Raw genomic sequence first — 15,825 nt, 5'->3', positions numbered from 1 at the left:
GTAGCAGTGGAGGTTATAGATATCCTGAGTAACCAGTCGTTTGCAGTGTCAGTGTCAGTAAGATGAAAACAAATAGTGAGTGGACACCGTCACTGTAAGGGGATAGGGTTGAGTTGGTGTTGGTGTTTTTTTGAAAGAAATAGGGATATAATTTGTCAGGCATCTGCAGTGTGCAGGTGTCTTTTTTGTTTTGGGATTATGTGAAAAAAATAGATGAATAAATTGAAAAACATCAAGGAAGCGTGGCCAGGAAGAGTAATTACTTCTTTTTTATGCTCCACTACTAATCTAGCAATGACTAAGAGATTATTTACTGACTGAAAAATTACGTCAACGCTTCAGAAGAGAACTTTAATAAATCAGCTTAGCTCATATCACAGGCATTCTCTATCAAGAGTAATAACCATTTACTAACTATTAATTAGAAGTCATGCAGTTGTATTCAAAATCATTAGGAGTAGTAAAAAATGATAATGAAACCTTTTCTAGTTACCCCCTAAGCTCAGTGATAATCACCTTTAAATTGGTTTTAATTGTAAATTTTAGATAATGGAATAGTTCTATTCACCCATAAATCTAACGATAGAACATAAATCTGTATAGAAAATGTTAAGTGGTGTTATGTAGACTGACTCATTGGTGCCTATGCTTCTTAGGTACTAAATTTATAATAAGGGAAGGTGATCAAGAAGTGGTAAGAAAAATAAGCATACTGTTGATCTGTATGTTGATGTTTCAGACTGTTACGAGTTTTGCTGTAACGACTCAAGAGGAGAGTGAGGACACGGCCACAAGTGTCTTTACAAATGTATCATATACAGATGCAGATGGTAATGAGGTAACAGATATCACGTCTGCCACATCGACAATTCAAGTCAATGTCGAATGGTCAGTCGAGGATTTGCAAATACAAAGTGGTTATGCAGAGTCATATGAGCTACCAGAAACACTGACTGCTCAAGGCGATCAACAAGGTACCATACATACCGAACAGACAGAGGTGGGGACATATGAAGTTTCCAAGGAAGGTATTTTAACGGTTACATTCAACGAAAGGATAGAGGAACAACATGATGCCAAGGGTGAATTCCGTTTTGACACGGTGAATCATAAGGAAGAAGTAGCGGAAGAACAAAGCCCTGACAGTAATACGGATGAAAAAAAGGTAACAAATGAAAAAACACAAGACGATGATCCGATCGCCACATCCGAAAAACAAACAACCTCCTCAGAAACGAAAGATACTAGTAATATCGATCAATCCTCAGATAATGAGAAAGTATCGATATCTTCGCAAAGCATGAAGGAAGAGAGTGCTTCATTAGCCTCAACGGAAATTACCGATAATATTATCACAGATGTAACATTATATCAGCGTTTTGAAGAGAATGGCGATCGACAAGAACTGGTTCCAGGGGAAGAGATCGTAGTGGAGCACCCTTATGATAAGTTCCAAGTCGAATTAGCATATGATTTTGCGTTGCCGAATAATCATAGCTATGGCGATGGTTCCCAATATACGATTACCGTTCCAGACCAATTTGAAACGGTGGCAAATCCCGAACCACAGCCGTTAACAACAGCAACTGGCACCGAATTTGGGACCTTTGTCGTCAATAATAATAATGAGATTATCATCACGTTCAATGAGAATATTGAGAATAACTCTAATATTAGCGGATATATCAGTTTGTGGTCAGCATTTGATGCACATTATGACGGAGCAGCACAAGAAGAAATCAATTTTCCTGTTTCATCCGGTGGTACGGTCACCTATCCGATTAAATTTAAACCGAACGCATCATCCATTGATAAAAGAGGTGTACCGGATAAATCCTACAACACGGACACTATCACATGGACCGTAGATTTCAACAAGGATCTCCAGCTAGTAGAAAATGCAATTTTAGATGATGTAACATCAGGAGACCACCAGTTTATCGATGGATCTTTGCACGTATATGAGCTTGCAATGAATGCAGATGGCACCATAAGCGAGGAGAAAACGACAGAAGTAACCGGTACATTCGGTCCAGCATTTCCTTTTACATTAGGAAGTATTGATTCGGCATATCGGGTTGTCTATGAAACGTCGATAGAAGATAGTCAAGGAACACAATATACCAATACTGCCACATTAGATGGAGATAATATCGAACCATTGGACGCAAGTGCTTCGGTTTCTGTAGCAAGAGGAGAGGCGCTAGAGAAGTCCGCAACAGACTATAATCCGACCACACAGACCACTACATGGGAAATTAAATATAATTATGATGAACAAAGCATTGCCGCAGTGGATGCGTTGTTAAAAGATACACTTGGTGACAATCAACAATTGGTTGACCCTAGTAGTTTTGAAGTTCTCGAGGTAGCTATTAACCCAGATACAGGAGAAGAAACGGGTACCACCGACTTCACTAACTACACGGTCACAGACAACAATGATGGTACGTTTGACTTTCAATTTGATCAAGCTATAGATCAAGCATATAAAATTAGATATGAAACAACGGCCATTGATCGAATAGAAGAAAGTACCACGATTACCAACACGGTGACCGATCAGTTTGAACATCAAGCTGATGCAAGCCAAAGTATTTCTCAGCAGGTTTTACAGAAGTCAAACAGAAGTACAGATTACAACGGCAAAGCAACTGACTGGCAAGTCATGTTAAATGGTGACGAATATACCATGGAAAACGTGGTGTTCACAGATAAATTGCCTGAAGGTTTTACGCCTGGAGATATTGTTGTGGAGCATAATGGAGAAGCTTGGAGTAATGGCGATCAATATACTATGAATTTTGACGCGTCTACCCAAACGTTGACGATTACATTTAATCAACCCATAACTAATCAAGTCTACATTACGTATAAGACCGATATTGATTTCGATATTATTGATAACACGAAAACTACATTCGAAAATGGAGCAGCCATTACCTGGAATCCTGAAGGTTCATCAGAGACTCGGACGAAAACAGGTTCTGCTACCTTCACACCAGATCAATATACGAATGCCAATGGATTTAAAGGAGCTTCTTATCATGTAGCGGATAAGCAAATTGATTGGGAAATAGGAGTCAACTATAATAATGCAACATTGGATCAAGTGGTGATTGAGGATGTTATTTTAGATAACCAGAATTTCGATATGAATTCGATCAAAGTCTATCATATGACACTTACTGGTGGAGAAAATGGCGTGGAGACAGGTGAGCAGCTAACATTAGGAAATGCTGACAACCCTGATGAGTACGAAGTGGAAGCATTCACTGGACCTGACGGTGAAGAAGCATTCCGTGTAGTACTTGGTGATATCACGAGCCCGTATTACATTACGTATCAAACCGACTTACATGATGGATTAGTAAAACCACGTTATGATAATACAGCTACTGTCAAAAGTGACAATCGCGAGGATTTTAATCTGGATGCTTCTGTATCTCCATATCATGGAGGGGAATATTCCGATAAATCAGGCTCGCAAAACAATGAAAACCCTAGAGTAGTTAATTGGCGAGTGAATATTAACTATGCACAATCGACGGTATCGGATGTTACGATTACTGATACACCAAGTGCTAATCAGACTTTACTCCAAGATTCTATTAAGCTGTATGATACAGTAGCAACCAGTAATGACATTACCAAAGGCGATCAATTAGTAGAAGGTGAAGATTACACGCTAGAATTCACAGAAGATGAGAATGGTATGGTTACGTTCTCCCTTGATTTCCCTGAAACCATTGATCACGCCTATGTGTTGGAGTATGATACGTACATTCTGTATGAAGGAGATGGCAATATCTCCAATGATTTTCAATTTGATGGAGCGGAGACTACAGGTTTGCCTACCAATGATTCTGTCAACCAAGCCATTAATCTAGGTGGCATTGGTGGAGGTATTGATGGTGAAGTAGGAAGTCTTGAGGTTACCAAGGTCGATGCTGATAATGATTCCCCATTGGAAGGTGCAGAGTTTACATTATACGATAATACTGGCGAGCAAGCGCTCAGAACTTACACAACAGATACGGATGGTAAGGTTGTATTCCAAAATCTTCTATATGGCGAATATATTTTAAAGGAAACCAATGCACCAACTGGATATGTTACAGGTATTGCGAATGAGCAAACAGTTGAAGTTAACGGTGACCCATCGAGTATTACGATTGAAAATGAAAAAATAATTCGTGATGTGACATTAACCAAAGTGGATGCCGATACAAATCAGCCATTAGAAGGCGTTGTATTTGAACTGCAGGATCAGGATGGGAATGTAGTAGCAGGTTATGAACAATTAGAAACAGATGAAGATGGTAAGATTACTGTTCTCGACCTTGATCCAGGGAGTTATTCTTTTGTTGAGCTGGAACCACTATTCGGTTATCACGCTCTAGAAAATCCGATAAACTTTACCATTGATTCTGAGCAAACAGAAGTGAAAGAATTAGTGGCTGAAAATAATATCATTTTAGGTGCTGTACAGTTACAAAAACTAGATGCAGAGAACAATAATACACCTTTAGCAGATGCTGTTTTTCAATTGGAAGATGAAGAAGGCAATAAAATCGTTCGCAATGGTCAGGATCAATTTACAACATATGAAAACGGCATAATTGACATTGCAGATTTACGCCCGGGCACTTACTATTTTACCGAAACAGAAGCGCCACAACATTACCAACTTGATGCTACACCAGTGGAAGTGGTGGTTGAGAAAAACGAAACCGAACCAGTTGTTGTTACTGTCTCCAACGAATGGATAACCGGATCTGTGCAATTGACGAAAAAAGGGGAAGACGGTCAATTGTTAGAAGGCGTTACCTTTGAGCTTCAAGATCAAAACGGAAATACTATTCAAGAAGGTTTAACAACAGATCAAGATGGAAAAGTTGTAGTAACGGATTTAAAACCTGGACTCTATCAATTTGTGGAAACAAAATCAATACCAGGATACCAATTAAATGATACAGTCGAGAAATTTGAAATTGTAAAAAGTCAACCGGAAATGCTGGAACTGGAGTTTACTAATGCATTAACACCAGGTTCTGTAGAATTAACCAAAATCGGTGAAGAAGCAGAAACACTTGAAGGAGCTGCATTCAAGTTACTAGATGAAACAGGAAACGAGTTGCAAATTGGTTTGGTAACAGATGACAATGGCGTAATTACCATTGACAACTTAAAGCCAGGAAATTATCAGCTTGTGGAAACAAAAGCACCATTTGGCCATGAGTTAGATGAGACACCGATAGATTTTGAGATTAGCTTTAACCAGCAGGAAACACTTGAATTAACGAAAGAAAACAGTCGAACAACCAGCTCTGTCGTCTTAACGAAACAAGGGGAAAGAGGAACTCTGTTAGAGGGAGTAACATTTGAATTGCAAAATGAGCAGGGAGAGACATTGCAAACCGGTTTAATGACAGATGAGAACGGCGAAATATTGGTAGATGACTTGAAACCAGGTAACTATCAATTTGTCGAAACAGAAACCATCCCTGGTTATCAAATAGATGAAACGCCTGTAACATTTGAAATAGCCCTTGGTCAAGAGGAGAGCACACGAGTAGAAGCAATAAATGAATTGACAACCGGATCAGTGCAATTAACCAAAGTCGGAGAAGAGGCAGAATCATTAAGTGGTGCAGAGTTCACACTGCAAGATGAAGCAGGTGAAGCACTCCAGTCCGGTTTAATAACAGATAACAATGGACGTATTTTAATTAATGACCTGAAGCCTGGTAACTATCAGCTTGTAGAAACAAAAGCACCATTTGGTCATGATCTGAATACAAGTCCCATATCCTTTACTATCCATTTTAATCAGCAGGAAATTGTAACATTAACAGCAGAGAATAGTAGATCTACCAGTTCCGTAGTATTAACGAAAAGCGGTGAAAGAGGAAATCTTCTGGAAGGTGTGGAGTATGAACTGCAGGATGGTGCAGGTAATAGCCTCGACACAAATCTTGTCACAGATAAAAATGGTGAACTTTTAGTTGATCAATTAAAGCCAGGAAATTATCAATTAGTGGAAACTGCTTCTATTCCTGGGTATGACTTAGATCCGACCCCAATTGCGTTTGAAATAGCTCTAGGTCAGACAGAAAGCACAGAAATCGAAGCAGTAAATGAGTTGACCACTGGTGCTGTAATGTTGAGGAAGATAGGAGAAGAAGGGGAAGCCCTGGCAAATGGGGAGTTTTCTTTGCTTGACGAAGAAGGGAATGTGCTGCAAACGGGTTTAACTACAAATGAAAATGGTGAGATCTTTGTTGACCAGCTTAAACCTGGAAGCTATCAATTTGTCGAGACAAAAGCCCCTTTTGGTCATGTATTAGAAGAGGATCCAATCTCTTTCGAAATCGTCTTTAATCAACAAGAACCAATTACCGTGACTGCTGAGAATGAAAGGACTACCAGCGCTGTTCAACTGACAAAGGTGGATGATGAAACAGGCGAAACATTAGCAGGAGCAGTCTATCAAATAAGTCAAAATGGTGAAGTAATTAGAGACAATCTGATAACGGATGAGAATGGTCAATTATTCGTGGATGGATTGAAACCAGGTAGCTATCAGTTTGTTGAAACAGAAGCGCCTGAGGGATATACGTTGGATCCTGCCCCAATCGAATTTACGATCGACCTGGGTCAAAGTGAGACGTTAGCTTTATCGACCGACAACGCGATTATCAAGGGAGATTTCGCATTAACTAAGGTGGATTTTGATAACCCTGAGCGCCCTTTGGCAGGAGTAGGATTTGAATTGCAGGATGCCGATGGTCATATTATAAGAGAAGATCTCCAAACGGATGAGAATGGAAAGCTTCTCCTCAACGATTTACGACCTGGCCAATATCTTCTCGTTGAAACGGGGCCATTACAAGGGTATCAAGCACATCCAGCCGTATCGTTTACGATCGGAAAAGGACAATTAGAAGCAAAAGAAATAACGATAACGAATAAACAGACTCGTTCTGGTGTAGAACTGACGAAGCTGGATCGAGAGAACAAGGATAACGTCTTACAAGGGGCAACATTTATGCTTCAGGACGAAGAAGGCAATATCGTGGCACAAGATCTGACAACGGATCAAGATGGGAAGCTGATCGTAGACGGACTGAAACCAGGTGTCTATTCCTTCATCGAAACAAAAGCACCCCAAGGTTACCTATTGGATGAAAGTCCGATTACGTTTACGGTGGAGCGAGGGCAGTCGACTCGAACCGAAGTAAAAGCATACAATCAGATGGAACAAGTAAGCAGCAATCATGAAGAAGTCGAGCAGGAAAGCAGCAACCTCCCGAGTACCGCGACAAATATATTCAATTATATTTTATTTGGCGGCTTATTCATGATTGGCGGGATGATTGTTTTAACAATGTATAGACGTAAGAAACAACAATAACTAATAAAAGCGCCCATATCTTGGTATATGGGCGTTTTTTTATAAAAATTCTTCGGTACACATCAAAATACTTTATTACCTCCAATTCTTATACCATGCTTCAATTTGTGGATCTATCGTTAAATCTAATTCGGCTAAGTTTCTTTGCAACTGCTTATATTGATGATTTACTAACATTCGGTAGTGTAAGGAAGCATATATTTTCATTAAAGCAAAAGCGGCTCTTTCGTCCTCAGGTCTCTTTTTTAGGATAGCAGTATACCAATGAATAGCCTTTTCGTGATGTTTTGTTTGATTGAAGGCATCTGCAATTAATTGTGCATGATGCAGCCAAATTTCTTCAAGTTCAAATCTTTCCCCTTCGACCCAGATATAATCATGACTCTCTAAATAACTACCTTTATACAAGTGCATGATTCTTTCTTGTTCTTCTAAATCTGCTTTTGCCAGTGAGGCTGTATCAAATAATTGATGTTTCCATTCATTCTTATCTAAAAGAACATGGTGTAACTTTAATTGGTAACCATCCTCTGTATTTACGATTTTTATGTTCTTATAGCTGGATTGTAAGGCTTGTCTAATATGATAAATGGTCACATATAAATGTGAAAAAGCCTTTTCTACATCAAGATGATGCCAGAGCGTGTCGACTATTTTTGATTTTAATACTACACTTCCTTCATGATGCAGCAAATATAAAAACAATTCCTTTGATTTTGCTGTCCGCCATTTAATATTCTCTGGCTCTGATTTATCCTCAAATTGAAAAGACAGGTCCCCCAGCACATGTAAGTGCAAGGGGTGAATACTGTTATTGTCCTTTGCTTCGAACGGGGTAAAAGTTACTCGTTGTACAGTATTTTTTAAACGATCAAGTGAAACGGGTTTAAGTAAATAATCTAAGGCGTGTAATTCAAATGCTTTAATAGCATATTGATCAAACGCTGTTACAAATACAATGTGTATGGAAGGGTTGTATGCAAGAATTTTTTCCGCTAGCTCTAGCCCGCTGATTTCTGGCATTTCTATGTCTAGAAAGATAATATCAATATCATTTAACATTTTTTTCTTTTCATCAAGAAATGGTTGGGTAGAAGTGAAGAGGACATGGATATTCTCTAATTTTTCTAGTTGATGAACAAGAAAATCTATGGCTAATATTTCATCATCAAATAAACCAACATTCATAAATTTCACCTTCCAAAAATAGGAGTGTAGTTATTTATACCTAATTTTTAAAGCGGTAATGTTAACAAAACGTTTAGCTCCTTATTATATAGTAGAATCGTTTATTTTCATTGCTTTCTACTACCAACTATATCCTTGATCTTCTATAAGATCTGATAATAGAAACCACAGGAGTTGTTAACGTGTTGAGTTATAAATTGGAATTATTGTCACTTCTCATCGTCATGTTATTGATTGTCATCATTGTTCAATTCATTACATTGTATCAATATAAGAAAATGGCCTTCAAAGATTTTAATTCGGAATTACCAAACACTCATGCTTTACATAAATTTGTACGTAGAAGGAACAAGAAGGAAATGAGTATTCTCTACATTGATCTAAACAATTTCAAACGGATTAATGATCAATTCGGTCATTATGTCGGTGATCAAGTAGTGTATCAACTTGGTAATAGAATGATGACATTCAAGAAATCTCGTCAAGGTTTCTTTCGTATTGGTGGAGATGAATTTATTTTTATGACAGATTACATAAGTAAGGAAGATACTGTCATGTTAGCAGAAGCTTTACTGCATCATATTGCTAAACCAATAAGGATAGAGAATGAGGATGTCACTATCTATGTATCAGGAAGCATTGGAATAAGTTCTGGAATTCTAAAAAATAATGACAGTCTCTTATTTAAACAAGCAGATCACGCATTATATCGTTCTAAAAAACGTCCTAATAATAAAGTTCTATACTTTGATGAGTAAGTTGTCAGGTGAGAAGTGGAATTGGCTCCGATGAGTGTAACGAACAACTCATCGGAGTTTCTGGGTGAATTAGTATTTACTGGATAATTTCCAATCGTGATACCACTTATCAATTTCTCTGCTTAAAGGTAGATTCAGTTCCTCTAAATTGTGAATGAGTTGCTGATAATGAGAGGTCACCAAAACCCCGAAACCTTCTTCTGCGTAAATTCTCATCAGTTCATAATGAGCATTTTCGTTCTCTGGCATCACTTCCAGTGTTTGATTAAACCATAATGCAGCCTTTTCTAAATAGTGATGATCCAGATAATAATGAGCCAGTTTCAGGGCATGATTCACCCATAATTTTTCTAATCTGTATCGTTCACTTTCTAACCAGACAAAATCATAATTCTTTAAATAGGGACCATGATAGGAATGTAATAAATGGTCATGTATCTCCACTGTTTCCAGGTTGATTGCAGGAGCTGTATGGAGTTTTTTTTCCCAAATTTCTTTATCAATACATGTGTTAGAGTGTAGCTTTAACATATATCCACTCTGGACATTATGAATAGATAGAAAGGAACTAAAATCTAGCAGCGCCTGTCTTATTTGATAAATCGTTACGTATAGAAGGGAATAAGCTTTTTCTATATTTGTATTAGAGAAAAACAGTTCTATTATTTCATCTTTTGTGATTACCTTATCATGGTGATGGAGGAAATAAATAAACAGATTTTGTGCATTCGTTGTTCGCCAAGAGATAATCTGCTTATCGCTCTCGTTCATTTGAAAGGTAAACGCTCCTAATACTTGTATAGTTAAAGAATGGGAACCTTTGAGTGTTTTTATGGTCGTTTTATACTGCATGTATAAATCAAGGCGCTCGACCGTTTTCTTTAGTCTATCTAAATAGACAGGTTTCAACAAATAGTCTAAGGCATTTAATTCAAATGCCTGAATCGCATATCTATCATAAGCTGTTACGAAAATAATCGCTAACTGAGGATTTATCTCTAATAGTTTCTCAGCTAGTTCGATGCCATTTAATTCAGGCATTTTGACATCAAGAAATACGCAATCGGATCGCCTTATCTGATCCAATATTGCTGTAATGTTTGTGTGTGTATATTTACCAAGAATCGTTACGTTCTTCACTAATTTCAACTGGTGCTCTAAGAAATTTAGTGCAGGCTCTTCATCGTCGAAAAGAATTACGTTCATTTGCTTACCTCCTAAAACGCCTTGCTTATCAATAGTCTGATCGAACTATTGATGAGCAAAATTTGTTTAGAAAATGTCTATTTTCTAACGTTACAATATTTTTAGTTGGTAAAATATTGTCGTTTTAGGAGGTTATATATCTACTATTCCAAAATTGGCTTGGTATTTACAAGAGTAATATTACATGAATCATCGAGTTAATTCAAAAGAGACACCTTACTTCCTATTGGATAGCTATGTAAGGTCAATTTTACCAATGAAAACCATCATGCATGCAGCGCATGATGGTTTGTTATAATAGTGGTATAACTAAAGTTATTTCGGTACCTTTCCCCTCTTTACTTTGGATGGAGATACCTTTTCCAAACAGTTTTTCAAATCTTTTGTTAGTGTTGATTAATCCAATTCCATGAGATTCTCCATGTTGGCTGAGAATCGTACGGATTGTTGATGCAGGCATGCCAACCCCGTCATCCAAGACCTTTATTTGGTAGGAATGATGCAGGTTAATTCCTTCAATTCGGACCATACCTCCTGTATTTTTCTTAAGTATGCCATGTTTGATGGCATTTTCAACTAAGGTTTGGATCGATAGCGGTGGGATTTGGATGTCTGATGTCTCTTCTAACTCCCATTCAATCCGTATTTTGTCTTGGAATCGTTGCTTATTAATATACAAATAGGATTCGACTAATGCTAACTCATCTTCTAAAGGTACTAACGGTAATGTATTCTTAATATCGAAGCTTTTATATAAATAGGTTCCAAATTCATGTAATAATGTCGTCATTTTTTCAGTATCGATTTGACTTAATGAAGCGATTGTATTTAATGTATTAAAAATAAAGTGTGGTTTGATTTGAGCCTGTAGCCAAGCTGCTTCGATTTGTAACTGTTTTGCTATAGATTGCTTTAATTCAGTGAGTGCCTTGACACGTGCCTGTAATTCTAAAGCATCTACCGGCTTGGCTATATAGTCATTTGCACCCGATTGAAAGCCAGCATATATATCTTCTGGCTGATTTCGGGCAGTTAATAGTAAGACTGGAAGCTCTGAAATCGTATATTTTTTTCTAAGTTGTTTGGTTAATTCGTAACCGGATATATGAGGCATCATGACATCAGTTATGATCAAATCCCACGAGCTAGCATCAATAAGGTCGATGGCTAGTCGGGGGTCTGTTGTACTAACAATATCATAGTCATGTTCTAGTAAATTTCGAATCACTTTAATATTGATCGGATCATCGTCAATGATAAACAATTTGGCCAGATAACTAGTTGAATCAGATTTCTGCCCTGATTTTGTTGCTAAAGGTTTGATGTCCTTCCATAAGGAATTGGTTTCAGAATACGGTAGTTCCTTTTCAGAGAGCTCAGCTAATGGCAGGCTGAAAGTAAAGGAGGTTCCTTTTTCTACTTCCGATTCTACCTGTATTGTTCCACCATGAAGTTCTACTAATTGCCTGCAAATATTTAATCCAAGTCCCATCCCGCCACTATCAACCTCTTCTTTGCTTAATTTTTCATATGGGACAAAGATCCTATCCAATTCTTGTTGACCTATACCAATCCCTGTATCTTGAACCGATATCATCGCATAATGATTGTTCTCTTTTGCATGAACTGTAATTTGCCCAGAATTCGTGAATTTGACTGCATTATGAACAAGGTTGAACAGTATTCGAATGATTCGATTTTCATCCGCCAGTATTAGTGGGAAATTAGTAGGAATTTCATTTTTCATTTTAATAGACTTATTATCTGACATGAACTGAATCATTTCCAACACAACAGTTGTTACCTGATGTAATTGGATAGGTGTTTTTTGTAAGTGAATTTGTCTTTCTTTTAATCGTGTAATATCTAATAGGTCATTTAAAGTAAACGTGAGTTGATGCCCAATCCGGACTAACAAGTGCAAGTTATTGGTTGTTTCTTTATCCAGTGTTTTTATGTGTTTATTAATAATAGATTGAGCAATATTAATCATCCCGTGCAGGGGATTACGAATCTCATGTGATGTGTTAGCTAAGAATTGATCTTTTTTCTTATCCTCCTCCATAAGTTTGGCCGTCTGCTCTTCAGAAAGTTGCACTAACGCAATATGCCTTCTAAATAATAGAATAGCAATTAAAACAATCGAGATAAAGAAATCAAATGGGTAAAATGGAAACTCAATTTGTCCTGTCTGAATGGCAGCACCCCAAATAATGTTGGACGTATAGCTGCAAATAAATAATAAAATAAAGATAGCATTTCGATCGCCATTAAGGATGTGTCTGAATGTAGTAATAAACATAAAGGATATTGAAATGAAATAATAGATGTATAGAATCATTACTAGTATCACAAAATGTTCGAATGGGAAAAGGAATAATGTCAAGGCTGACAAAATAATGTTACTAACGGATAAAACTTTTATGAACCATGCACTGGTTTTGTACAAATGATGAATAAAATAAATGAGAACATATAATGTTGCAATAAAGATAAACATGAGCAAGCGAAACGAAAACTCGGTATTAAATGGTAATTGTAAGAACACTTCATCATCTATTACGTTTCCAAAAGCCATTAGTAAGAGCATGATGCCAAAGTACATCAATTCTTTTTGTGGTGCTCCTTTGCCTAGGAAAAATAATGCAAATGCATAAAAAGCATGTAGTAATAAGATAACAATAACCGCTAGCTGTAAGAATTCTAACATATTTGTTTGGTTAGTAACTGCCTTTTCAGTACCAAAAAGGATGGACCTGTTAATTCCCCCGAAGAATGGTATTTCATAGTTAGAAGCTTGGATAACAATATTTAATTCCTTAGCATCCTCCTCTATGTAAAATCGAGTTGTCAGGGGACCACGAAAGGTAGCTGGTTCTTGTTGTGTTCTTGCAGGACTATTTATACTGGCAATTGTTTCTCCATTCACCTTAATTGTTGCAGCAGTATGTATATTGTTCATGCGCAATCCGTAAAAAAGATGATCTGTATCAGGTAAAAGAATTTTTAAATGGTAGCTTCCATATCCATAACCAGAAGAGATGGAATGGTTACTGTTTAACTCCGTGCTCCAATCACTTGGAACGTCGATAAATCTTTTCTCTTTTAGATCAACGTTCGTTTCCTTATTTATAAATGTTTCGGGATAAAAAGCCCATTCCCCATCTAGAGCAATTGTATCCTTGTTTGTTAATGTCCATTCTCTCAGATCGAGTACACCATTTTCGATTATTGGCTGATTTGTATCTTTATGGTAATGAATCCAGACTAATCGAAACGTAATTAAGAGAAATGTAAATGCTAACAGGATACTGCATACTTTAAAGAAAATTATTGATGACTTCGGTAACATATTTTTTCTCACTCCATGAGTATGATCATCTTGATAGTAACATAGTACTGCATAAATGAGAAAAAATAGATTTTGGGTAATAGGATAGCAAGATAAATGGGTGAAAGGCATTATATGATGAATATTGTACTTGACAAGTTATCTGACTTGAAAAAAGGAAGATGCTAAAGTGAAAATGATGAAAGCTATGAGGCAGTTGAGCAAGTCTGTCCGTTGAAAGAATTGGATTAAAAAATCAGTATTGCATTGTAGGTGCGAAATGGTCGATAGAAAGCTGGGTTCCATGCTGTATGGCTGAGTGCGCAGATACGTTTTTAGTTAAAGTGGTCAATACTGTTCGTCTTCATACTCTTCGGATGCCTCAGCTTCGTTGTTATTCATCCCGTAAAAAGCTATCAATATAATCAGTATGTTTCTGGATTTCATAGCTTCGATACAGTTCACTTAACAGACGATGGGGATTTCCAAAGAAAAAGCGTTCATACTGAATCTGTCTGCTGCCGAACGCACTCATTGTTGCATCCCAGGCAAGACGAAACAATTGCACACGTTCTTTTGCGTCTAGTGTGGCGCATTGGAGGTAGTGATCAAGATCAGGTCTAATTTCTGCTTTGAAATCTGCTTCGGTTGGAATCGATACTAGTCCGCTGGAACCTAAGAGTTGAATGATTTCGGTTAATCGACTGTATCCTTTGGAGAAGGTGGATGTTGCCACTTTGAGCGGGGTGGTCTCTGGTCGCATCAGACCGAATTCATCTATCGCTGCATTTGTTTCTGCTTTGAGAAGTAAGGCTTCCATTGTTTCTAACGTCATGATGAGTTCCGCCATTTTTTCCTGCACGTGGGGAAATTCGCTGATATGAATGGCCGATACAATTGATTCTGCCAACCCAACGACAAATTGTGTCTTTACAATTTGTCTGCTGACAATCTGGTGCATGGCAAAAGGAACGAACGCACTGTTCATTAAGAAGTTATTGGAAACTTTTATATTGTTATAAAAAAATACCCGCTCCCAAGGAACCGTTACATGATCAAATACGACAAGGCAGTCTGCTTCCTCAAAACGAGCGCTTAACGGATGATCATATGTAGATGCACCACCAACAAAGGAAGATCTGCTGATGAACTTTAAACCTTTTGTATCACTGGGAATAGCGAATGCATATCCTAATGCTTCTTCCGAAATACCGCCAGAAGAGAATACAAGCACTTCATCGGTAATGCCTCCTTGTGTGGCAAGTAAACGTGCTCCTTTGATGACAATGCCATCCTTGTTCTCTTCCACAACTTTTGCTGCAATTGGTTCTGTTGAATCTTCAAAGTAAAGCTGCGAACGGTTGACTTGAGGGTTGATAAATGTATGAGTAAAAGATAGATCCTGTTCCTTAGCAGTTTGATAGAATTGTTGAAGATGTTGAGGAAAACAATTTTCTTCCCCTTGTAATAATTTTGTCGAAGCGGCAAAAGCCATTAATACTGTATTCATGTAATCAGGGCTTCTACCAAGCATACCTCCACTGACTTTAGCCCATTTCTGCACCATTTTCCTTCGTTTGATCAAGTCCTCTTGTGTGTATGGTTTCATGTACGAGAGACCAACTGCATTACCTGTTTCGGGGGAAGGATACGTCATCGTACTATCCTGCAATTGCATATCATATAAAGATGCTTGGCTTTTTATGATGCCTTGAAAGACAGGATGTGTAAGGAAATTCTGAACTTTCTCTCCGTTATGCCATAATTCAACGTTTCGCTGTTTTATCCGACTCATATACTCTTCCCCTGAGATTGCTCCCATACCGGTCACTCCTTCAAACATAATGTAATCTCATTATATTTTCTGTCAGTCTATAATATTCCAATAGACAAAATTCAAATTTCATGACGAAAAGTCATATAAA

Annotated in this window: 6 protein-coding genes; 2 read left to right on the top strand and 4 right to left on the bottom strand. The window is 37.6% G+C overall.

Going from position 1 to position 15,825, the window contains the following annotated elements; genetic code table 11:
- Window positions 1–691: 691 nt before the first annotated feature.
- Complete coding sequence (locus MUN87_RS08250) at window positions 692–7,417, top strand: SpaA isopeptide-forming pilin-related protein (RefSeq protein ID WP_244747237.1); 6,726 nt, start codon at window positions 692–694, stop codon at window positions 7,415–7,417.
- Window positions 7,418–7,492: 75 nt separating this feature from the next.
- On the opposite strand, the gene MUN87_RS08245 is transcribed toward MUN87_RS08250, so the two are convergent.
- A complete protein-coding gene (locus tag MUN87_RS08245) occupies window positions 7,493–8,605 on the bottom strand; it encodes a response regulator (RefSeq protein WP_244747236.1) in 1,113 nt (370 codons plus the stop codon).
- Window positions 8,606–8,787: 182 nt separating this feature from the next.
- Here MUN87_RS08245 and MUN87_RS08240 point away from each other — a divergent pair, with 182 nt between their 5' ends.
- Window positions 8,788–9,363 (top strand): GGDEF domain-containing protein, encoded by a 576-nt coding sequence (locus MUN87_RS08240; RefSeq protein ID WP_244747235.1) that lies wholly within the window; start codon window positions 8,788–8,790, stop codon window positions 9,361–9,363.
- Window positions 9,364–9,432: 69 nt separating this feature from the next.
- On the opposite strand, the gene MUN87_RS08235 is transcribed toward MUN87_RS08240, so the two are convergent.
- The 3 genes from MUN87_RS08235 to hpaB all read right to left on the bottom strand — a co-directional run bounded on the left by MUN87_RS08235 (window position 9,433) and on the right by hpaB (window position 15,722).
- Window positions 9,433–10,569 carry a response regulator gene (locus MUN87_RS08235; RefSeq protein WP_244747234.1) on the bottom strand — a complete coding sequence of 379 codons (1,137 nt, stop codon included), beginning with the start codon at window positions 10,567–10,569 and terminating at the stop codon, window positions 9,433–9,435.
- Between the two features lie 292 nt (window positions 10,570–10,861).
- The gene (locus tag MUN87_RS08230; protein ID WP_244747233.1) at window positions 10,862–13,921 is read right to left on the bottom strand and encodes a hybrid sensor histidine kinase/response regulator; all 3,060 of its coding nucleotides are present in this window, start codon (window positions 13,919–13,921) and stop codon (window positions 10,862–10,864) included.
- 373 nt (window positions 13,922–14,294) lie between these two features.
- Window positions 14,295–15,722 (bottom strand): 4-hydroxyphenylacetate 3-monooxygenase, oxygenase component, encoded by a 1,428-nt coding sequence (gene hpaB, locus MUN87_RS08225; protein WP_244747232.1) that lies wholly within the window; start codon window positions 15,720–15,722, stop codon window positions 14,295–14,297.
- Between the last annotated feature and the right edge of the window lie 103 nt (window positions 15,723–15,825).

The organism is Gracilibacillus salinarum, assembly GCF_022919575.1.
In the GTDB taxonomy this organism is placed as follows: domain Bacteria; phylum Bacillota; class Bacilli; order Bacillales; family Amphibacillaceae; genus Gracilibacillus; species Gracilibacillus salinarum.
Note: the sequence above shows the minus strand (reverse complement) of the source record. Positions and strands in the feature narration are given on the sequence as shown.